A 22226-nucleotide genomic window follows, 5' to 3' on the forward strand; every position below is an offset into this window, starting at 1 on the left:
AACAGACAATATGTTTGTAGATCAAGCTAAGATATATGTTAAAGGCGGCGACGGCGGAAATGGCATGGTTGCGTTTCGCCGTGAAAAGTATGTGCCGAACGGCGGTCCTGCGGGCGGCGATGGTGGAAATGGCGCAAATGTTGTGTTTGAAGTGGAAGAAGGGCTTCGCACTCTAATGGATTTTCGTTACCAGCGTCATTTTAAAGCACCGCGCGGCGAGCATGGCATGAGCAAAAGCATGCACGGACGCAATTCAAAAGACATGATCGTTAAAGTGCCTCCGGGTACTATTGTGACAGATGACGAAACAGGCGAAGTGATTGGGGATCTTGTCGAGCATGGGCAGCAGGCGATTATTGCACGCGGCGGCCGCGGCGGCCGTGGAAACAGCCGATTTGCGACACCTGCTAATCCAGCGCCGGAAATCTCTGAAAATGGGGAACCGGGCATGGAGCGCAATATAACATTGGAATTAAAGCTATTAGCGGATGTTGGTCTTGTCGGTTTCCCAAGCGTCGGAAAGTCGACACTTCTCTCTGTTATTACAGCGGCTAAGCCTAAAATTGCTGCATATCATTTTACGACACTTGTGCCGAATCTTGGCATGGTGGAAACAGAAGATGGCCGTAGCTTTGTCATGGCTGACCTGCCGGGGTTGATTGAAGGTGCGCATGAAGGAACAGGACTTGGACACCAATTTTTGCGTCACATCGAGCGTACACGCGTTATTGTTCATGTGCTTGATATGTCTGGGATGGAAGGGCGCGATCCATATGAGGATTACGTTACGATTAACAATGAACTGAAAGAGTATAATCTCCGGCTGACAGAGCGTCCGGAAATTATCGTCGCGAATAAAATGGACATGCCGGAAGCGGAAGAACATTTAAACGCGTTCAAAGAAAAAGTGGGCGCCGATGCGGTTATTTTTCCGATTTCTGCGTTAACACAAAGCGGCCTGCGTGATTTATTGTTTGCGATTGCTGACAAAATCGAAGAAACGCCGGAATTCCCGCTTGACCATGAAGAAGAAGATTTGTCTGTTAACCGTGTTATGTACCGACATGAAAAACAAGCGGCTGAATTTGTGATCACGCGTGGTTCGGACGGCGTGTTTGAACTAACAGGAAGCAAGATTGAAAAGCTGTTTAAAATGACGGACTTCTCACGGGAACCATCTGTTCAACGCTTTGCACGGCAGCTGCGTACAATGGGTGTGGATGAAGCGCTGCGCGCACGCGGCGCTGAAAACGGCGATATCGTTCGCCTGCTCGATTATGAATTTGAATTTGTCGAATAAAAGCTGGTGCGGCGGTTTTGAGGGGGAACGACATGGGGAAGAAAGAGCAAAATGAAAAATTTTATCTCGTCCGTGAAGATGTGCTTCCGGAAGCGATGAAAAAAACGCTTGATGCAAAAGAATTGATTGAACGGAAAAAAGCCGATTCTGTCTGGGAAGCGGTACAAAAAGTGGATTTAAGCCGCAGTGCTTTTTACAAATACCGCGACACGGTTTTTCCGTTCCACACGGTTGTCAAAGAGCGGATCATTACATTGTTTTTTCATCTGGAAGACCGGTCGGGAACCCTGTCTGAACTGCTTGCTGTTGTGGCGGCCTGTGGTGGGAATATTCTGACGATTCATCAGACTATTCCGCTGCAGGGCCGCGCCAATGTGACGCTTTCGCTCAATGTCACCGGCATGAAAACCGGGTTGGACGAGCTTTTGTCCCGGCTAAAAAAACTAGAATTTGTCGATACGGTGGAAGTGCTCGGTTCGGGCGCGTAATCCGTTTGAATGAGAGAACAGGAGTGAACGGTTTTGAGGAAAATTGCTTTTTTAGGCCCTGCGGCGACATTTACCGATATTGCGGTGTCGGATGCATTCCCGAATGATCAGCGGATTCCGTGTGTGACCATTCCGGAATGCATGGATTATGTGCTCGAAGGAAAAGCGGATCTTGCGGTTGTACCAATTGAAAATGCGCTGGAAGGAACGGTCAATATGACCATTGATCATTTATTTCACGAAGCGAATTTAACCATTGTTGGTGAATTAACCGCACCTATTCAGCAGCACTTGCTCATCCATCCGGACAATGCACACAAATGGAAAGACGCAGCCCGTATTTTATCGCATCCGCACGCGATTGCGCAGTGCCACAAATTTTTGCACCGTCATTTTTACAGCGTTCCATCGCAACAGATGACATCCACTGCGGCGGCAGCCAAATATGTGAGTGAGCATCCGGAAGAATGCATTGCAGCGATTGCCAATTCGCTGTCGGCAGAGGAGTACGGCTTATTTATGGCAAAAGCAGATATTCATGATTATACCTTTAATCATACACGCTTTCTCGTTTTGTCTAAAACGCATGAAGAGCTGGCGTTTCCGCTTCCGCAAACGGGCGGCAAAACGACGATTGTCGTGACGCTTCCTACCGACCGTCCAGGAACACTGCATCAAGTGTTAGCTACATTTGCCTGGCGAAATCTGAACCTTGCGAAAATTGAATCGCGCCCATTAAAAACTGGTCTTGGCAATTATTTTTTCATTATCGATGTTGGGCAGCGCATCGACGATATTTTAGTGCCGGGTGCCTTTGCTGAAATGGAAGCGCTCGGCTGTAACGTGCAGGTGCTCGGCAGCTATTATGGGTATGAAGTCGGGCAGGCAGCAGAAAAAGCCTAAAAATAAAGAAGCGCCCCATCGGGGAGCTTCTTTTCGTTATTCAAGCAAAAAGCCGGCATGGCGAAGTGCTTGTTCTGCTTCATCGAGTGTGGTTGATTCTTTAGCAGACAGCGTGTGCAAATGAACGCCTTCTGTCAATTCGGATAAGTAAGCAGCATTTGTTTCGTTGATTTTCTCCAAAAATTGAAGGGCTTCTTTTCGGTTTGAAACCATAATCGATGCAGTCAAATCACCATATACCGGGTGTTCAATTCTCACATCTTTTACAAGAACGCCAAGATCGACGAGAAGCAGCAGTTCCTCTTTCGTTTGATCTGGCGGGTGCGAGCAGGCCACAATCCTTTCCACATGGCCACTATCTTGAACATTCATATAAACATAGCCTTGACTCGTAGCCATAATCGGAACACCACGCGCTTTCAGCAATGTAATGTCTCCCACAATAACCTGACGGCTGACATGGGCCCGTTCAGCCAGCTCATTTCCAGTCAGCGGCATTTCCTCAGATTGAAGCCAGTGAAAAATCTGCTTACGCCGTTCTTCGCCGATTAATTTCTTTTTATCTATCATGATGCAATCCCTCCACCGGCTATCATAGCATACCCCCTTGCTCGGCAGCATGCAAAAGTGCCCTTCCAAGCTTTTTGACTTCGTCTTCTGTCGTTTCGGGTCCGAATGAAACGCGGAAAAACTGTCGTGCCTCTTCCATCGTCATGCCCATCGCCAGGGCAGCTTTCATACCGGATGCTGAAGATGCATCACAGGCACTCCCAGTTGAAATGTACATCTTTTGTGCATTTAAGGCGAGCATGACAAGCTGTCCTTCTATTCCAGGAATACACATTCCGATTACCCCAGGATATTGATTCGAATCATTCCCTTCGATCCACTTCACTGAAGATCCTTCCAGTTGTTCTTTTAACAAATGCCTCAAAGTCCAAAGTTTCTCCAATGAAGCAGCCTTTTTTGCCGCTTCCGCAAATGCGGCGATCGCCGGTGTATCAACTGTTCCTCCCCGGATGCCTTTCTCATGTGTCAATCCTGGAAAAACCGGTTTGGCTGCAATAAAAGGTGAAAGATACATTGCACCGCACCCTTTTGGACCGCCAATTTTGTGGGCGGAAAAGGTCATGGCATCCGCATTGATAGAATCGAGCGAAACTTTACCGAATGACTGAACACAGTCGGTATGAAAAAGAATGCCTCTTTTTTTTGCTTCGGCAGCTATTTGCGCAATGGGCTGGATTGTCCCGATTTCAGGATTAATATGCTGAATGGAGACAAGGACGGTATCAGGCCGGATGGCCGCTATGATCGATTCCGCTGTCACGATTCCATTCTCATTCAGCGGCATCTTTGTTATGTTAAACCCTTCCGTTTGAAGAACGGTCATCGCCGAGTGAACAGAAGTGTGTTCAGCCATTCCGGTAATAATATGTTTTTTTGGTTTGTTTCGTGCTAACGACAAAAGAGCCAAAATGTTTCCTTCCGTTCCGCTGCCGGTAAAATAGATGCCATCCTTTAAAACACCGGCCCGACTCGCAATTTCTGTCCGACACTGCTCCAGCAAGAGCGAAGCCCGTGTACCTTCATCGTGAGGGCTCGATGTATTTCCCGAAAAATGACGGACCGCTTCTATATAAATGTCAAGCGCTTCTTTTTTCATAGGAGAAGTAGCAGCATAGTCAAAATACAATATTATCCCTGCTCTCTTTATCTTAAATTTATTCTTGTCTTTCTTTTTATTTTATGTAAAGATAGGTGTCAAGACAACTGTAAAGTGGGGATGAGTGGTGAAAAAAATGCCAAGTGCTATCATCATTGGATCAGGAATCGCGGCATTACAAGCGGCGAGGCATTTAGCAGCGCATATGAATGTGATAGTCATCACAAAGACGGTGATGCGGCAAAGCAATTCTTATTTTGCACAGGGCGGCGTCGCAGCTGTTTTATCTCCACTGGATACGTATGAATCTCATATAAAAGACACTCTTGCTGCCGGAGAATTTCATCATGATCCGACAGCGGTAAAACAGCTTGTTATTGAAGGTGCAGCAGGTATGAATGAACTACTGGAAGAAGGATTTTTAGCGGATCGGCAGGAAAATGGCACATTGTCATTAGGACTCGAAGGTGCGCACAGCAGCCGGCGGATTGTGCATGCGGGCGGTGATGCCACTGGAAAGTGGGCGATTGAGCATTTTATATCGCATCTTCCAAGTCAAGTAGACATCCGTGAACATGAATTGGTTTTTGAGCTGATTGTTCAAAGTGGAGTGTGTACAGGTGTTAAAACAAAATCAAGGAATGGAAAAGTTCATCAATATAAAGCCGATCATGTTATTTTAGCGACGGGCGGAGCGGGCGCACTTTATTCGTTCACCTCAAATCAGGAGACAATTACAGGGGACGGAATTGCCCTTGCTTATCGTGCCGGCGCCGCTATTACGGACATGGAATTTGTTCAATTCCACCCGACTCTTCTTTATGTGAACGGGGAAACAAAAGGGTTGATCTCTGAAGCGGTGAGGGGGGCCGGCGCGGTATTGACAGATGGAGAAGGCGGGAAAATTATGCAAGGGGTTCATCCGCTTGGCGATTTGGCCCCCCGTCATGTAACGGCTTTTGAAATATATAAGGCTCGAAAAAGCGGCCGTGAGGTTTATCTTGATATATCCATGATTAAGGAATTTGAACAAGTCTTTCCAACGATTTCAGCTATCTGCTTTGAGCATGGCATTGATATAAAAAAAGGTCTTATTCCTGTCGCGCCTGGCAGTCATTTTTTAATGGGCGGAGTAAAAGCGGATACATCTGGACGCACATCGATGAAAGGATTGTATGCGATTGGTGAAACAGCCTGTACGGGCGTTCATGGAGCGAACCGGCTGGCAAGCAATTCACTGCTGGAAGGCATTGCTTTTGGAAAACGTTTTGCAAAAGCGATGATCGAGAGCGAAGAAGCAAGAGAAAAAGCTGGGCAGCCAGTTCCGTCAGCGGCTGCTGCTATTCCACCGCTCTTTGAGAAAAAAGAGCTGCAGTCGATGATGATGGAGTCAGGCGGTATTATTCGAACAAGCGAAAAACTACAAGCGCTTGCAAACTGTTTGCGGGAGGCAGCACAGGCAAAAGGAGACATCAGCCACTGGCCGGCTGAGAAAATAGAAAGCTTGTTTATGCATACGACAGCTTATTTGATTGCCATTTCTGCTCTTGTCAGAACGGAATCACGAGGTGCCCATATTCGGGCGGATCATCCATTAAAACAGGTTCAATGGGAGAAAACATGGATCGTATTTGAAAACGGACAATTGAATAAAAGGAGCGGAGAACATGAATGGAATCAAGCTGGACGAAGCGCTGAAAGCCTTTTTTATTGAAGATATTGGAGATAGAGACGTATCAGGGGAAAGTATTTTTTCGGAAAAGGAAACGGGAAGTTTTTCATTTTTTGCAAAAGAAGCCGGCATTTTTTGCGGGAAAATGATCATCGAAAGAGGGTTTCGGCTCATTGATGAACATGTCTCTGTTCATGTGCTGAAAGCAGATGGCGAAAGGGTGGAAGAAGGAGAATGTCTAGCCAAAATAGATGGGTCGTACCGGTCGCTTTTGGCTGGGGAACGGGTTATTTTAAATTTAGTTCAGCGCATGAGTGGCATTGCGACAGCAGCTGCGGCCGCTGTGAAAGAAACGGGAGGAACAGAAGCGAAAATATGCGATACGAGAAAAACCGTGCCCGGTCTTCGGATGCTTGAAAAGTATGCGGTCCGAACAGGTGGTGCCTATAATCACCGCACTGGCTTATACGATGCAGTGATGCTGAAAGACAATCATATTGCGTTCGCCGGAGGAATTAAACAGGCGGTGGGAAAAGCACGGAACGCTTGCGGCCATACAATGAAAATCGAAGTGGAAATTGAAACGAAAGAACAGCTCCAAGAAGCAGTTGAATCGGGGGCAGACATTATTATGTTTGATAATTGTACACCGGCTGACATTACAGCGTGGCTGCCGCTTGTGCCGGCTCATATTGCAACAGAAGCATCAGGCGGAATTACGCTCCAAAATATTCGCGACTATGCGTTAACAGGGATTGGGTGGATTTCGCTCGGCGCGTTAACACATTCAGTCAAAGTGCTTGATATTAGTGCAAGAGTAGAAATGAAAGGAGCGGTTTTACATGGCATTAACTGAATTGACAAAAGGAATGCTGCCAGATCAATACCGGCAAATGGAGCGCACAGAAATGGAAGAGCGGGTTCGTGAGATTAAAAAGGAGCTTGGCACTGCTCTTTTTATTCCTGGACACCATTACCAAAAGGATGAAGTCATTCAATTCGCTGATGCGGTCGGCGATTCTCTTCAGCTGGCGCAAGTTTCAGCTGCGAACCGGCAGGCAGAGCACATCGTTTTTTGTGGGGTTCATTTTATGGCAGAAACAGCGGATATTTTAACAAGTGATAATCAGACTGTTTATTTACCCGATATGCGTGCGGGCTGTTCAATGGCGGATATGGCAGATATTTATCAGACAGAACGTGCATGGACAGCGCTGCAGGAACTGTTTGGTGATACAATCATTCCGCTCACGTACGTGAATTCAACAGCAGCCATTAAAGCGTTTACCGGGCGAAATGGCGGTTCATGTGTCACGTCATCAAATGCCCGGTCAATGGTTGAATGGGCGTTTACGGAAAAGCCCCGTATCTTATTTTTGCCTGATCAGCATCTCGGGCGCAATACAGCGTATGACATTGGGGTGCCGCTTGAACATATGGCCGTTTGGAATCCGATTATCGACACGCTCGAGTTTGGGGGGAACCTCGATGACGTCCAGGTTATTTTATGGAAAGGGCACTGCTCAGTTCATGAAAATTTCACCACAGCAAATATTGAAGAACTGCGCCGCACAAGACCAGATATGAAGATCATTGTTCATCCTGAATGCCGGCGGGAAGTCGTCGCACTTTCCAATGACAATGGATCAACAAAATATATAATCGATACAATTGAAAAAGCAGAGTCAGGCACTTCCTGGGCAATTGGGACGGAAATGAATCTCGTTAAGCGCATTATTCAGCAGCACCCGGATAAAGATATCATATCGCTCAATCCAAATATGTGCCCATGCTTGACGATGAATCGGATTGATCTGCCTCACTTGCTTTGGTCGCTTGAAGCGATCAGGGAAGGCGAGTCGGGCAATATCATTCACGTCGACGAAGGTACTGCGGCAGAAGCAAAGCTGTCACTTGACCGAATGCTGGCACGAGCTACCTAGTTTTTCGCACACAGGCACACTAGGCGCATACAATATGGGGAATGATCATTGAGGAGGGACACAATGAAGATCCATATTGTGCAGCGCGGTGATACGCTTTGGTCGATTGCTGAAAAACATCAAGTGTCGTTAGAGGAAGTTAAGAAACTGAATGCTCATTTGGCCAATCCGGAGATGATCGTCCCAGGCATGAAAATTAAACTGCCGGATACGACGATGCCGATTGAGAAAGACCATCCATATGCGAATAACAAGCCATTCGCAAGCCCGCCGAAGATGGAAGAAGTAAAAGAACTGGAAGAAGTAGAGGAACAGGAATTCACGATGCCGGAAAATTGGATGACAGAACCTGTTCCGGCTCCACAGCAGATTCCGGCTCCACAGCAGATGGAACAAGACATGATGATGCATTGCCCACCAATGCCGTGTTATTTTTTCCCGGTCCCTTTTCCAATGCCCTATATGCCACATATGATGCCGGAAGCGGAAGGACAGGAAGAAGCTGAATTTCCTAATATGATGCCACATATGCAACACACGCCGCATATGCCACACATGATGCCGGAAGCGGGAGGGCAGGGAGAAGCTGAATTTCCTAATATGATGCCGCGGTGCCCATATTGTCATCGTTAATTAAAAAGAAATAAGACGTGAGACGTGCCTTGCACGTCTTTTTTGTGTGTGAATAACAGGCGTATTCTTATGTTTTTAAAAGAATGGTAATCGCAAATATGATTTGATTTATGATGGAATAGTTACAAATAATCAGCCTTTGAATGTTTTTGATAAATAATGATTGAAAATGATTGCTTTTCTATGAAAGCGTTTGTATAATGAAAGTAACAAAAGAATGAGGGAGGGATGCAGCCAGTGTTGACTGAAGAACGCCACTTTACAATTTTGAACTTTTTAAAAGAAAAAGAAATAGTGAAGATTCAAAAATTAACAGATGCGACTGGAGCGTCTGAATCGACTATTCGGCGCGACTTAACAGATTTAGAAGACGCTGGCCTTTTAAGGCGTGTTCACGGTGGTGCGGCAAAGGTATCCAGAAAACGTATTGAACCTACAATGAATGAAAAAAGCTCGCGATTTTCAGAAGAAAAACGAGCGGCGGGTCGGCTGGCTGCATCCTTGATCGAAAACGATGATTGTATATTTATTGATGCAGGCACAACAACTCTTGCTCTCATCCCTTACATTCAAGCAAAAAATATTATCGCGGTCACAAACGGCTTTGATCATTTACGTCTTTTAGTGGAAAAAGGCATTCAAGCGTATGGTACAGGAGGTATGCTGAAACAGTCGACACAAGCCTTTACAGGGACGGGAGCTGTCCATGGTCTTCAGCAATACTGGTTCGATAAAGCATTTCTTGGCGTAAACGGCATTCATTTAAAAGCGGGCTACACAACACCCGATCCGGAAGAAGCCGCTGTAAAGAGAGAGGCTTTAAAACGCGCACAGCAGCCATATGTTTTAGCGGATGCATCAAAGTTTCAGGAAAGTACGTTTACCCATATAGCAGATTTAAAAGAAGCTGTTATTATAACGGGTAAAATTCCAGAAAAAACAAGAAAGATATTTGAACAGGCAACAGATATCAAGGAGGCATTATCATGATTTACACATGCACATTAAATCCGGCCGTTGACTATGTCGTTCGGGTTGAGGATTTTCAAGCGGGCGGCTTAAATCGATCGGAAAGCGCGGATATGTATGCGGGTGGAAAAGGGATTAATGTTTCACGTGTTCTAAAGCGCCTTGGAAGTGATACGTGTGCGATCGGTTTTGCAGGCGGATTTACAGGAGAGTTTATTAAAAATGAACTGGACCGGGAAGGTGTTTTCCATCGCTTCGCATCCATACAGGGTGTGACGAGAATTAACGTAAAGTTAAAATCGAACACGGAAACGGAAATTAATGGTCCGGCACCGGCTATTTCAGAAGAAGATGCGAACCGGCTCGTACAGCTTACAAGTGAATTAACAGAGCGGGACTGGCTTCATATTGGAGGCAGTGTTCCATCATCACTTCCGGCAGATTATGCAGGAACATTGATTGACGCAGCGAGAAACAAAGGAGCGCGGGTCGTTGTTGATACAAGCGGCGCGGCATTAAAAGGACTTCTCCCATACAATCCGTTTTTTATTAAGCCGAATCATCATGAGCTTAGTGAACTATTTGATACAGAAATAAACACAAAAGAAGAAGCGGCTCTCATTGCAAAAAAATTAGTAGATGGCGGTATTGAAAATGTTATCGTTTCAATGGGCGGCGACGGTGCGGTATTTGTGAATAAAGAGGGAGCCTATTATGCTGAATCACCGAAAGGCACTGTGAAAAATACAGTCGGTTCGGGCGATTCGATGGTTGCCGCTTTTATGGCGAAAATTGATGCTGGCTTAAAGCCGCATGAAGCCTTCCACTGGGCGGTTGCTGCAGGAAGCGCCACCGCTTTTTCTGATGATTTATGTACAAAAGCTGAAGTGGAAGATGTATACAGCCGCGTGAGCATTGTGAAAGCAGAACAGGAGGGAAAATAAAATGAGGATTACAGACTTGTTGAAAAAAGATACGATCATTATGGATTTGTCCGCAACGGATAAGGCATCTGTCATTGATGAGTTAGTAGCCAAATTAGATCAGGCGGGGCGTTTAAATGATCGTTCCGCTTATAAAGAAGCGATTTTAGCGCGTGAAGCACAAAGTACAACAGGTGTCGGTGAAGGGATTGCGATTCCGCACGCAAAAACAGCGGCGGTGAAAACACCAGCTGTGGCATTTGGCCGCGTGAAAAATGGAATTGACTACGATTCACTTGACGGTCAGCCTTCTAATCTATTTTTCATGATTGCTGCTCCCGATGGCGCAAATGAAGCCCACTTAGAAGCTCTTTCTAGCTTATCCGGCTTTTTAATGGATTCTGGCTTCCGTGATGAGCTGTTAAATGCGCGGGATGAAAACGAAGTTATTCAAGCATTTAAACTACGTGAAAATGCAGCAGTGAAAGAAGAAACAGCTGCTCCTGTTCAAGCAGGCGCTCCAACGGTACTGGCTGTAACGGCCTGCCCGACAGGAATCGCCCATACGTACATGGCGGCAGACTCGCTAAAAGCGAAAGCAAAAGAAAGAGGCATTAATTTTAAAGTGGAAACAAACGGCTCAAGCGGCGTGAAAAACGCGCTGACAGCAGACGAAATTGCAAATGCCACAGCGATTATCGTTGCAGCGGACAAGCAGGTTGAAATGGAACGCTTTAAAGGCAAGCATGTTATCCAGGTGCCGGTCGCACAAGGCATCCGCAACCCGGATGGACTGCTTGACCGCGCAGTGAAACAAGACGCGCCTGTATTCCAAGGAAGCGGCGGTTCTTCCTCGTCATCGTCTGACAGTGGTTCTGCCGGAAATGCTTTTTACAAGCATTTAATGAGCGGTGTATCCGCCATGCTTCCGCTTGTTGTCGGCGGCGGTATCTTAATCGCTATCTCGTTTTTCTTTGGAATTAATGCGGTAAACCCAGACGATCCATCTTTTAACCCGTTTGCGAAAGCGTTAATGGATATCGGCGGCGGCAGTGCTTTTGCCTTGATGATTCCGATTTTGGCCGGTTTTATCGCGATGAGTATTGCGGATCGTCCTGGTCTTGCTCCAGGACTCGTTGGTGGTATGCTGGCAGCAAGTGGCGGTTCCGGTTTCCTTGGCGGCTTAATTGCCGGTTTCCTTGCAGGTTATGCCGTTGTCGGATTGAAAAAATTGTTTGCTGGTCTTCCGCAGGCGCTTGAGGGCATTAAACCGGTTTTATTGTATCCGCTTCTTGGTATTTTTATTACGGGTATGGCGATGATTTATGTAGTCAATGGTCCGGTCAGCGCATTAAATCAATGGCTGGTTGATGTTTTAGGCGGTATGGGTACAAGCAACCTTGTTCTTCTGGGTATTATCCTTGGCGGTATGATGGCTGTTGATATGGGCGGTCCAGTGAATAAAGCGGCGTTTACTTTCGGTATTGCGATGATCGACGCAGGCAACTTTGCTCCCCATGCAGCTGTTATGGCTGGCGGTATGGTGCCTCCGCTTGGTATTGCGCTTGCAACAACATTCTTTAAAAACCGTTTTACAGCACAAGAACGCGACGCAGGAAAAACAAACTACATTATGGGTGCATCATTCATTACAGAAGGCGCGATTCCATTTGCGGCAAAAGATCCTGCACGTGTCATTCCGGCGGCAATTGCCGGTTCAGCAGTAGCAGGTGCGCTAACAATGATTTTCGGTGTGAAATTGCCAGCACCACATGGTGGGATTTTCGTTTTCCCTGTTGTACAAGGAAATCCGTTCCTTTACCTTTTGGCAGTTCTTATTGGAGCGGCAGTTACGGCTGTACTGCTTGCCTTATTGAAAAAACCACTCAAGTCATAACAGCCGGGGCGGTTCAACATATGTTGAACCGTCTTTTTTTCTGTCCAGCGCAAGGCGCCATCAGCTCGAGGTCATAAACCAAGCCCTTATGGAGGCAAAAAGCGCCTCCGCGAGTGCTCGTCTTATTTACCTTCGATAAACGGGCGCCTTGCGCTTTTCTATGGAAAAAAGATTGTGAAAAAGATAGTATTAAAAGAAAAGAGAGACGGGGAGATTAAATGGGAAACTTGCAAGGGAAACGGATCGCGATTACCGGATCACGCAAAATGATGGAAATGAGCATGATGGTGCAAAAAAAGGGCGGCATCGCATTTGAGCGCCCGCTTCAGGAAACAATTAAATGCACGCCGGAAGACATGAAAGCGTCGATTGAAGAAGTCATAGCAAATGGAACGGACTGGAGTGTCTTTACAACCGGAATTGGCACATCTGCTGTTTTTGAAGCGGCAGCTGCACTTGGCCTAACGGAACCGTTTCAAAAAGTGATTGCTGCATCCCGTATTGCGACACGTGGCTATAAAACGGTACAGGAGTTGAAAAAACACGGCTTAACACTGGAAGTAGAAGATGAAGATGGCACAAATGCCGGACTGCTAAGTGCACTTGAAAAAGTGGATTTACATGAACGTCGTGTTTTCTTGCAGCTGCATGGTGAACCGGTGCCGGCACTGGAGCAGGGATTTACGAATAAGGGAGCGGATATAACGTACATTTTGCCGTATAAAACGACCGTCCCGCAGCCGGAGATTGTCACGAAACTTGTAAATGAAGTAATTGATGGGGATATCGATGGGGTATTGTTTACGGCTACGCCACAAGTGCGTGTTTTGTTTCAGGAAGCAAAAGAAAAAGGGCTTGCAGAACAGCTGGCTGAAGCATTTAATGTGAGAGCAGCGGCCGGTTCTGTGGGTAAAGTTACGAGTGGAACGTTAAACGAATACGGCGTCAGCCGTGTTATTGCACCCGAGCACGAGCGGATGGGCGCATTGGTTGTTGCAGTCGACGAATTTTTCAAAGCAGACTGAATATTCAGGGAACAAATGTTTCTTTTTTAGTGTCGTTATGATATGATACAATGAATGAAGCGTTTTTAAAGGGGACAAAAATTTGTACGAGTATATAAAAGGGATTATCTCATTCATTGGACCGGAATATATTGTGATCGAAAACAATGGCATCGGCTACCGGGTGCTGACACCGAACCCATTTGCTTTTTCAAAACATGAACAGGAACAAAAAAAAGTTTATTTGTACCAGCATGTACGTGAAGATGCGCATCTGTTATTCGGCTTTGCAACAGCAGAAGAAAAAAGATTGTTTGAAAAGCTGATCAGCGTATCCGGCATCGGGCCAAAAGGAGCGCTGGCTGTGCTTGCATCCGGAACGCCCTCACACGTGGTCAATGCGATTGAGCGCGAAGATGAACCTTATTTAATCAAGTTTCCAGGCATCGGCAAAAAAACGGCTCGGCAAATGATTCTTGATTTAAAAGGAAAACTCGATCATGTCGCATCTGATTCTTTAACAGGCTTATTCGTTGAGGAACCGACGGAACCGGCATCATCAGATAATGCGGCACTTGATGAAGCCTTGCTTGCACTTGAAGCGCTTGGTTACTCGGCACGGGAGATCAAGCGCATCTCGGGGCGTCTTGAGAAAGAAGAAACGATGTCAACCGATGAATATATTCGAAAAGGGCTGCAGCTGCTGCTCGGATAACAAGGAGGGACTGTATTGGACGAGACTCGTGTGCTATCAGGCGGCGCCGGAGCGGAAGAACGATTTGAAGAACAGTCGCTCCGCCCGCAAACATTAAATCAATATATTGGACAAGACCAAGTAAAACAGAATTTGTCTATTTTTATTGAAGCAGCATTAAAGCGGGAAGAAACACTCGACCATGTGCTGCTGTACGGACCTCCGGGACTTGGAAAAACGACGATGGCGGCTGTGATTGCGAACGAAATGGGAGCGGGATTTCGGACAACATCAGGCCCTGCCATTGAGCGGCCCGGTGATTTGGCCGCTGTGTTAACTGGGCTGGCACCGGGAGATGTGTTGTTTATTGACGAAATCCACCGGCTGCCGCGTTCCATTGAAGAAGTGCTGTATCCAGCGATGGAAGATTTTTGTCTTGATATTGTCATTGGCAAGGGAGCGGAAGCGCGCTCTGTCCGTCTTGATCTGCCGCCGTTTACACTGATCGGTGCGACAACCCGGGCCGGTGCATTGTCCGCGCCGCTTCGTGACCGTTTTGGTGTTCATTCCCGTTTGGAATACTATACATCGGATCAGCTGAAAGAAGTCGTCCTGCGAACAGCGGATATATTCGGTACGGCGATTGACGGGAATGGTGCGGAAGAATTGGCACGCCGCTCACGTGGTACCCCGCGTATTGCCAATCGTTTGTTAAGGCGCGTGCGTGATTATGCAGAAGTTCGCGGTGAAGGTCACATTACCCTCGAAAAAGCGAATGAAGCGCTTGAGCTTTTGCAAGTGGACCGCCTTGGCCTTGATCACATTGACCATAAACTGTTGACGACGATTTTAAGCCGGTTTAAAGGCGGTCCGGTTGGCTTAGATACACTTGCGGCAAGTATTGGTGAAGAATCAACAACCATTGAGGATGTATACGAGCCGTATTTATTGCAAATCGGTTTTCTGCAGCGAACCCCGCGTGGAAGGATGGCCTTGCCGGCGGCATACGGACATTTTCAAATGGAGGTGCCGTCTTCATGACGGGAATCGGCAAACTACTCATGCTGGCTGGTGTTGTTTTGTTTGTGCTCGGCATATTGCTGCAATTTACAAAACTCGGCCGGCTGCCGGGCGATATTGTGATAAAAAAAGAAAACACGACATTTTATTTTCCGATTGTGACGTCGATCGTGGCAAGCATTGTGCTGTCGCTTATTTTTTATGTAATCGGAAAATGGAGATAAACTAGAGGTGTAATCGATGAAAGTAGAAGATTTTGATTTTGAGCTGCCAGAAGAATTAATTGCCCAGACGCCATTAAAAGAGCGGGCAGAAAGCCGCATGATGGTGCTCGATAAACAGACTGGCCGACTTGCTCATGAGACATTCAAAAATGTGGCAGACTATTTAAAATCGGGCGACTTGCTTATCTTAAACGATACGAAAGTATTGCCTGCGCGTTTGCATGGGATTAAAGAAGAAACAGGCGCTAACATCGAAGTCTTGCTTTTAAAGCAAGATGAAACGGATGTATGGGAAACACTTGTCAAGCCGGCGAAGCGTATTAAAGAAGGCAGTATTATTTCATTTGGGGATGGAAAGCTTAAAGCGGTTTGTACGGGAGAAAAAGAACAAGGCGGGCGCATGCTCCGGTTTGAATATGACGGTATTTTTTATGAAGTGCTTGATGAGCTTGGTGAAATGCCGCTGCCCCCTTATATTAAAGAGCAGCTTGACGAAAAAGACCGCTATCAGACTGTATACGCAAAAGAGCGCGGATCAGCTGCCGCACCGACAGCCGGGCTTCATTTTACCAAGCAGCTTTTAGCCCAGTTAAAAGAGCGTGGTGTGCGGATCGAGTTTATTACGCTTCATGTCGGTCTTGGAACGTTTCGGCCGGTATCCGTTGATTCGATCGAAGACCATGACATGCATGCGGAATACTATACAATTTCCGCGCAAACAGAAGAAGCGATTCGGGAAACAAAAAAACAGGGCGGACGTGTCATTGCGGTCGGTACAACATCTGTCCGGACGCTTGAAACTGCAGCGCGTGACTATGGAGTAGTAAAAGAATCAAGCGGCTGGACAGATATTTTTATTTATCCGGGGTTTGAATTCAAAGCGATCGACGGCATGATTACGAATTTTCATCTGCCAAAATCCACACTGATTATGTTAATCAGTGCGCTTGCCGGACAAAATCAAGTGATGACGGCATATGCAGAAGCAGTAAAGGAACAGTATCGCTTTTTCAGCTTTGGGGACGCGATGCTTATTATCGATGTGAAAGGTGGCAAAACGCATGACAGCCATTAAATATGAATTCATTAAAGCGTGTAAACAGACAGGAGCTCGTCTAGGCCGTGTCCATACGCCGCACGGCAGCTTTGAAACACCAGTATTTATGCCGGTTGGAACGCTCGCAACCGTTAAAACGATGGCACCGGAAGATATTAAAGCGATGGGTGCAAATATTTTGCTTAGCAACACATACCATCTTTGGCTTCGTCCTGGTCATGATATTGTCAAGGAAGCAGGCGGTCTTCACAAATTTATGAACTGGGATGGTGCCATTTTGACCGATTCCGGCGGATTTCAAGTGTTTTCACTAAGCGAATTCCGGAAAATTGAAGAAGAAGGCGTTCATTTCCGAAACCATATTAACGGGGACAAATTATTTTTATCGCCGGAAAAAGCGATGGATATTCAAAATGCGCTCGGCTCGGATATTATGATGGCCTTTGACGAGTGCCCGCCGTATCCTGCGGAGTATGATTACATGAAAAAGTCAGTCGAACGGACGTCACGCTGGGCGGAGCGCTGTTTGACCGCGCATAAGCGCCCGAACGACCAGGGGCTGTTTGGCATCGTGCAAGGCGGCGAATACGAAGAGCTTCGCAAACAAAGCGCCCGGGATCTCGTTTCGCTTGACTTCCCCGGCTACGCAATTGGCGGCTTGTCAGTTGGAGAGCCGAAAGACGTCATGAACCGTGTACTTGACTTTACGACGCCGCACTTGCCGGCAGATAAGCCTCGCTACTTAATGGGCGTCGGGTCACCGGATTCCTTAATTGATGGAGCGATGCGCGGAATTGACATGTTTGACTGCGTGCTGCCGACACGAATTGCCCGAAACGGAACATTAATGACAAGTGAAGGCAGACTTGTTGTGAGGAACGCGAAGTATGCGCGTGATTTTAGCCCGCTTGACCCGAACTGTGACTGCTATACGTGCAAAAACTATTCACGCGCCTACATTCGCCACTTGCTTCATTGCAATGAAACGTTCGGAATTCGACTTACGACTTACCATAACCTTCATTTTCTGATAAACTTAATGGAAAACGTACGTCAAGCGATCCGAGAGGACCGGCTTGGTGATTTCCGAGAGGAGTTCTTTGAGCAATACGGGTTCAACCGTCCGGATGCAAAAAACTTTTGACGTTGTTCTGTTTTTGGAAAGGAGTGAAGAATAAGAATGGAAGCTTTAGCACAATTTCTCCCTTTAATCGTCATGTTCGCGCTTTTTTATTTTCTGTTGATTCGTCCACAGCGAAAGCGTCAGCGTACGGTGATGGAAATGCAAACTAATTTGCAAAAAGGTGATAAAATCGTCACGATCGGCGGTCTTCACGGCATGATTGAATCATCCGATGAAACGACCATCACGATCATTGTTGGCGATGGCACACGTCTAACGTTTGACCGCTCTGCGGTACGTGACGTTGTCGATAAAGGTACACTGTAAGACAAAAAGCCCGGAGCTCTTTTCCGGGCTTTTTTACGTGCGCCAAAATAAAACCATTGTAATATCCTGCTTTTTAAAAATACCGAGAACTACAGCGCCAAACAAATAGACGATCAAGCAGCCCATTATGCCTCCTCCTAAATAGAGAAACGTATTTTGTGTTAAAAAAGGCAAAAAAGCGTGTGCCCCTAAATACGTAAAAGCAAGCAGCAAAACGATTTTTGCATAAAGGCCGTACTGAAGAGAAAAGGGAACAGATTTAAGCATGGATGCTGTATGAAGAAGAGTGACGAGTACGATGCTTGCTGCTATGGCAATGGCAGTGCCGCGAATGCCGAATGATGACTGGCTGGATAAAAGAAAAATAATGAAAAGCTTCACCGCTGCCCCATAAAAACTATTCAGCATAGCCGCGCGGGATAAATTCAGCGCCTGCAAAACAGCCTGCAGCGGTCCTTGGCAATAATATAAAAGAAAGAACGGTGCCATGAGCTGAATTAAATCGGCTCCTTTTTTCGTATGATACATGACGAGCATTAAAGGCTCAGAAAATAAAAACAGCACCACTACCGCAAAGCCGCCTGAAAACAAGCAAAAGCGGATCGATTCATTTACGCGCCAGGCCACGCTGCTGAACTTTTTTTTGCTGAATGATTCACTAATATCCGGGACAAGTGACGACGAGAGTGCCATTGTTAAAAAGGATGGCAAAAACATAAGCGGCAGTGCGTAGCCGGTTAACACGCCGTATTCTTTCATAGCCTCGTTCGAAGCAAGCCCTGCGATCGCCAAACTTTTTACGACAACAATAGGCTCAAGAAACCAGGCGCCTGAACCTATCAGCCGGCTGCCGACAGCGGGAAGAGCCGTTTCCGCCATTTCTCCAAAAAGAGAACGGCTTGTCCGTCTGCCGGGCCACTGGCGGACTTTTCGCCATTCTAAACGAAACGCAGCAAGAAGGTAAAGCAGCGAGACGAGTTCACCAGCGGAAGCCGCCGCCATTGCACCAGCCGCTGCATATTCAATTCCATGCGGCAACAGCATTCGTCCAGTCAGGATGATCAGCCCGATTCTCACAATCTGTTCAATAAGCTGGGAAAGTGCCGCAGGCTTCATATTCATTTTCCCGTGAAAATAACCACGAATAATGGAAGAAACCGCAATAATGGGCACAGAAGGAGCAATTGCATAAAGCGATAAAACAGCCCGTTTGTCATGAAAAAGGGTTTCCGCCAAGTAAGGGGCAAGCAGACAAAAAACGGGTGTTAAAACGGCGGCTAAAGAAAAGGTAATGAAAAGAGATGTATACAAAATATGTTTCCGCTGTGCATCATTTTTTGCTGCAGCAACACTTCGGGTAACGGCGACCGGCAAACCGAACTGAACAGCTGTTACGGTCAAAATAAATGCCGGGAAAACGGCCATATACAAGCCGATCCCTTCTTCACCGATTAATCGGGCAATGACCATTCGGTTCACAAAGCCGAGAATTTTCACAAGAAAAATGGCGCCCGCGAGCCACATCGTTCCTTTTATAAATGATGACAATCTGCCACCGCCTTTTCCGAAAAAGTAATTGTGAAGAAAATATTGTATAATGAGATATATGTACAAAGATGGACGAGCATGACAGGGGGCATTCATGATGGGAAAGCATCCATATGACGTGTATTACGGTAAGCTATTGCCAGCATTGGTCAGCAAAGTGGAAGAATTCCGGCTGCTTAATTACCGGACGGCAGAAATCGAAACACTTTGGCTTTATCTACTGAATAAAAAGTGGAAAAAAATCGATGAAGAACGGCCTTTATCACGTTTGGTCGGGGATATTTTATCCGTCAAGCCAGGCGAGTATATGAATTACATGCAGATCACAGCGTTCAAGACGCCCGAATGGGGGGAACCTTTATCAAATAAAGAAATGGCCTTTTTATTTGATTCCCGTAAAGACCGTGAGTAAATTGACAGTCTGTTTTTTCTCATTCATAATGAAGATTGCTGAGGAATTCTGGTATTCGTTACCGGAATTTTTTTTATCAACTTGTTTTTTTACATACAATAAGGAGTGGGAATGAAGAATGGTAAAACGGAGCCGGATCGTCGCTTTTTTGCTTGTGGTGGCCATGTTATTTGGCGCTATGGGCGTCACTGCGAACGATATCGTTAAAAATATTAAGCTCGGTCTTGATTTGCAGGGCGGTTTTGAAGTGTTGTATGAAGTAGAGCCTGCAAAAGAAGGACAGAAAATAACAGAGAGTGTCGTAGCGGATACCGCTGAGGCACTTGATAAACGGATCAATGCCCTTGGCGTCAGTGAACCGAGTATTCAGGTAGAAGAAGGAAACCGGATTCGTGTTCAGCTTGCTGGTGTTGAAGACCAGGAACAGGCGCGCAGCATGCTTTCAACACAAGCAAATTTATCTTTCCGTGATATTAATGATAACTTGATGATGGATGGCAGCGACCTTGTTGAAGGAGGAGCTGAACAGTCCTTTACAGAAACAGGCGAGCCAAATGTAGCGGTTAAATTAAAGGACAGCAGCAAATTTAAAGAAGTAACGGAAAAAATTGTCGCGATGACGCCAAACAATCAATTAGTCATTTGGCTTGATTTTGAAGAAGGCGTCGATTCATTTGCGAAAGAAGCGCAAAAAGAAAATCCAAAATTTTTATCCGCACCAAATGTCGATGAAGTATTCAATACGACAGATGTGACAATTCAAGGTGATTTCACAGTAGAAGAAGCCCAGGAACTTGCGGCTTTACTAGATGCGGGTGCATTACCGGTCAAATTGAATGAGATTTATTCAACATCGGTCGGCGCTCAATTTGGAGAAAAAGCATTGAATGAAACGGTGCTTGCCGGCATTGTCGGAATCGCCATCATCTTTTTATTCATCATTTTCTATTATCGACTTCCAGGGATTATTGCCGTTATTACGTTATCGGTATTTCTTTATTTGACACTCCTTGCTTTCGATTTAATTAATGCGGTTATGACACTTCCGGGTATTGCCGCTCTTATTCTTGGAGTCGGGATGGCGGTAGATGCCAATATCATTACGGCTGAACGGATTCGGGAAGAAATTAAAATTGGCCGCTCTATTAAATCTGCTTTTAAAACAGGAAGCAGCAATGCGTTCCTTACAGTAGTGGATGCGAACTTAACAACCCTTTTAGCGGGAGGGGTATTGTTTTATTTTGGAACAAGCTCTGTTAAAGGGTTTGCGACAACGCTTATTATCAGTATTCTTGTCAGCTTTATTACCGCTATCTGGGGAGCAAGAGTGTTAATGAGCCTGCTCGTGAAAAGCAATTGGCTCAACGATAAGCCAGGCTGGTTCGGCGTGAAAAAATCAGCTATTTATCCGATCAGCGAAGGATACGACGCACTCGACTTGCCAACTAAATTCGATAAGCTTGATTTTGTCAAGCCTCATAAAAAATTGTTTGCCCTTTCGGCTATTGCGATTATAGCAGGCATGATCGTCCTTGCTGTTTTCCGTTTAAACTTGGGAATTGATTTTTCAAGTGGTTCCAGGCTGGAATTGTTGTCTGACGAGCCATTAACCGAGCAGGCTGTGGAAGCAGAGCTGGACAAGCTGGGATATGATGTAAACGTGACACTTGGCGGGGATAATCAAAATATGGCGTCTGCCCGGTTTGATGAAGCGTTAACGCAGCAGGAAATTGCGGAAATAAAAACAAGCTTAAATGAAACGTTCGGTGCAGAACCGAATATTAGTACCGTATCACCAGTGGTCGGAAAAGAGTTAGCAAAAAATGCTGTTATAGCTTTGGCGGTTGCAGCAGTAGGGATTATTCTTTACGTCGCTTTCCGTTTTGAGCTTTACATGGGCGTTGCAGCTGTACTCGCCCTGCTGCATGATGTCTTTTTCATTATTGCCTTTTTCAGCTTGACGCGTCTTGAAGTGGACATCACCTTTATCGCAGCCGTCCTCACGATTGTGGGCTATTCCATTAATGATACGATTGTGACATTTGACCGTGTTCGGGAAAATATGTTGAAAGCGAAAAAAATCACGGCACCGGAACAGCTCGACGTTATTGTAAACAAAAGCATCCGTCAAACATTGGCGCGTTCGATTAACACCGTTTTAACCGTGGTCATCGCTGTGCTGGCCCTTATTGTGTTAGGAAGCTCATCGATTTTAAACTTCTCGATTGCGCTTCTCGTCGGCCTGATTGGCGGCGCTTATTCTTCCATCTTTATTGCTTCTCAGCTATGGCTGATTTGGAAAAAGAAAGAATTGAAGAAAAAAGGACAATTGATTACGTATAAAGAAAAGGTTACAAATAAAGACGAATTACAAGTATAAGCTGCTGAAAAAAACCTGCAAACGAGCTCACACATTGTGAGAA

General features: G+C 46.1%; 22 protein-coding genes. 19 read left to right on the forward strand and 3 right to left on the reverse strand.

Features of this window, described 5'->3' with window-relative positions; all coding sequences use genetic code 11:
- Nucleotides 1–10: 10 nt before the first annotated feature.
- From obgE to pheA, 3 genes are read left to right on the forward strand one after another with little or no spacing between them, the layout of a single operon-like run.
- Entirely contained in the window at nt 11–1300 is a 1290-nt protein-coding gene (gene obgE / locus NLX67_RS09385; RefSeq protein ID WP_046178682.1) for a GTPase ObgE, read from the forward strand.
- Between the two features lie 32 nt (nt 1301–1332).
- On the forward strand, nt 1333–1788 hold the full coding sequence (locus tag NLX67_RS09390) for an ACT domain-containing protein (protein WP_046178683.1): 456 nt from the start codon (nt 1333–1335) through the stop codon (nt 1786–1788).
- Between the two features lie 33 nt (nt 1789–1821).
- Nucleotides 1822–2691 (forward strand): prephenate dehydratase, encoded by an 870-nt coding sequence (gene pheA, locus NLX67_RS09395; protein WP_046178684.1) that lies wholly within the window; start codon nt 1822–1824, stop codon nt 2689–2691.
- Between the two features lie 36 nt (nt 2692–2727).
- Here the strand turns inward: pheA and NLX67_RS09400 are convergent, their stop codons facing one another.
- Together NLX67_RS09400 and NLX67_RS09405 are read right to left on the reverse strand one after the other, a co-directional pair.
- Nucleotides 2728–3261: a transcription repressor NadR gene (locus NLX67_RS09400; protein WP_254311529.1), complete on the reverse strand. Its 534-nt coding sequence runs from the start codon at nt 3259–3261 to the stop codon at nt 2728–2730.
- Nucleotides 3262–3283: 22 nt separating this feature from the next.
- The gene (locus NLX67_RS09405; protein WP_256519736.1) at nt 3284–4387 is read right to left on the reverse strand and encodes an IscS subfamily cysteine desulfurase; all 1104 of its coding nucleotides are present in this window, start codon (nt 4385–4387) and stop codon (nt 3284–3286) included.
- Nucleotides 4388–4493: 106 nt separating this feature from the next.
- Here NLX67_RS09405 and nadB point away from each other — a divergent pair, with 106 nt between their 5' ends.
- The 14 genes from nadB to yajC all read left to right on the forward strand — a co-directional run bounded on the left by nadB (nt 4494) and on the right by yajC (nt 17843).
- Nucleotides 4494–6071, forward strand: a complete 1578-nt coding sequence (gene nadB / locus NLX67_RS09410; RefSeq protein WP_254311582.1) for an L-aspartate oxidase — start codon at nt 4494–4496, stop codon at nt 6069–6071.
- Nucleotides 6025–6885, forward strand: a complete 861-nt coding sequence (gene nadC / locus NLX67_RS09415) for a carboxylating nicotinate-nucleotide diphosphorylase (protein ID WP_254311530.1) — start codon at nt 6025–6027, stop codon at nt 6883–6885. The genes nadB and nadC overlap by 47 nt, the downstream gene beginning before the upstream one ends.
- Nucleotides 6872–7972, forward strand: a complete 1101-nt coding sequence (nadA, locus tag NLX67_RS09420) for a quinolinate synthase NadA (protein WP_254311532.1) — start codon at nt 6872–6874, stop codon at nt 7970–7972. The genes nadC and nadA overlap by 14 nt, the downstream gene beginning before the upstream one ends.
- Nucleotides 7973–8035: 63 nt before the next feature.
- Nucleotides 8036–8605 (forward strand): LysM peptidoglycan-binding domain-containing protein, encoded by a 570-nt coding sequence (locus NLX67_RS22955; protein ID WP_305882028.1) that lies wholly within the window; start codon nt 8036–8038, stop codon nt 8603–8605.
- A 237-nt stretch (nt 8606–8842) separates the two neighbouring features.
- Nucleotides 8843–9595, forward strand: coding sequence for a DeoR/GlpR family DNA-binding transcription regulator (locus NLX67_RS09430; RefSeq protein WP_046178947.1), 753 nt, complete (start codon nt 8843–8845; stop codon nt 9593–9595).
- Nucleotides 9592–10518, forward strand: a complete 927-nt coding sequence (gene pfkB / locus NLX67_RS09435; RefSeq protein WP_254311534.1) for a 1-phosphofructokinase — start codon at nt 9592–9594, stop codon at nt 10516–10518. The genes NLX67_RS09430 and pfkB overlap by 4 nt, the downstream gene beginning before the upstream one ends.
- Before the next feature lies 1 nt (nt 10519).
- A complete protein-coding gene (locus tag NLX67_RS09440; RefSeq protein WP_254311536.1) occupies nt 10520–12394 on the forward strand; it encodes a PTS fructose transporter subunit IIABC in 1875 nt (624 codons plus the stop codon).
- Between the two features lie 218 nt (nt 12395–12612).
- The gene (locus NLX67_RS09445; RefSeq protein WP_254311538.1) at nt 12613–13419 is read left to right on the forward strand and encodes a uroporphyrinogen-III synthase; all 807 of its coding nucleotides are present in this window, start codon (nt 12613–12615) and stop codon (nt 13417–13419) included.
- Between the two features lie 82 nt (nt 13420–13501).
- Nucleotides 13502–14113, forward strand: coding sequence for a Holliday junction branch migration protein RuvA (ruvA, locus tag NLX67_RS09450; protein ID WP_046178692.1), 612 nt, complete (start codon nt 13502–13504; stop codon nt 14111–14113).
- A gap of 15 nt (nt 14114–14128) precedes the next feature.
- Complete coding sequence (gene ruvB, locus NLX67_RS09455) at nt 14129–15133, forward strand: Holliday junction branch migration DNA helicase RuvB (protein ID WP_254311540.1); 1005 nt, start codon at nt 14129–14131, stop codon at nt 15131–15133.
- Complete coding sequence (locus NLX67_RS09460) at nt 15130–15336, forward strand: DUF2905 domain-containing protein (protein WP_046178694.1); 207 nt, start codon at nt 15130–15132, stop codon at nt 15334–15336. The genes ruvB and NLX67_RS09460 overlap by 4 nt, the downstream gene beginning before the upstream one ends.
- A 16-nt stretch (nt 15337–15352) precedes the next feature.
- Nucleotides 15353–16411 carry a tRNA preQ1(34) S-adenosylmethionine ribosyltransferase-isomerase QueA gene (gene queA / locus NLX67_RS09465; protein WP_046178695.1) on the forward strand — a complete coding sequence of 353 codons (1059 nt, stop codon included), beginning with the start codon at nt 15353–15355 and terminating at the stop codon, nt 16409–16411.
- Nucleotides 16398–17537 (forward strand): tRNA guanosine(34) transglycosylase Tgt, encoded by a 1140-nt coding sequence (gene tgt / locus NLX67_RS09470; RefSeq protein ID WP_046178696.1) that lies wholly within the window; start codon nt 16398–16400, stop codon nt 17535–17537. The genes queA and tgt overlap by 14 nt, the downstream gene beginning before the upstream one ends.
- Nucleotides 17538–17573: 36 nt before the next feature.
- Complete coding sequence (gene yajC, locus NLX67_RS09475; protein ID WP_046178697.1) at nt 17574–17843, forward strand: preprotein translocase subunit YajC; 270 nt, start codon at nt 17574–17576, stop codon at nt 17841–17843.
- Between the two features lie 33 nt (nt 17844–17876).
- Here the strand turns inward: yajC and spoVB are convergent, their stop codons facing one another.
- Entirely contained in the window at nt 17877–19391 is a 1515-nt protein-coding gene (gene spoVB, locus NLX67_RS09480) for a stage V sporulation protein B (protein WP_046178698.1), read from the reverse strand.
- Between the two features lie 94 nt (nt 19392–19485).
- Between spoVB and NLX67_RS09485 the strand changes: the two genes are divergently transcribed.
- Together NLX67_RS09485 and secDF are read left to right on the forward strand one after the other, a co-directional pair.
- Nucleotides 19486–19803, forward strand: coding sequence for a post-transcriptional regulator (locus NLX67_RS09485; protein WP_375143364.1), 318 nt, complete (start codon nt 19486–19488; stop codon nt 19801–19803).
- A gap of 118 nt (nt 19804–19921) precedes the next feature.
- Nucleotides 19922–22183 carry a protein translocase subunit SecDF gene (gene secDF, locus NLX67_RS09490; RefSeq protein WP_254311542.1) on the forward strand — a complete coding sequence of 754 codons (2262 nt, stop codon included), beginning with the start codon at nt 19922–19924 and terminating at the stop codon, nt 22181–22183.
- Nucleotides 22184–22226 lie beyond the last annotated feature (43 nt).

The sequence above is a fragment of the Domibacillus sp. A3M-37 genome (genome assembly GCF_024213455.1).
Lineage (GTDB): Bacteria > Bacillota > Bacilli > Bacillales > Domibacillaceae > Domibacillus > Domibacillus tundrae.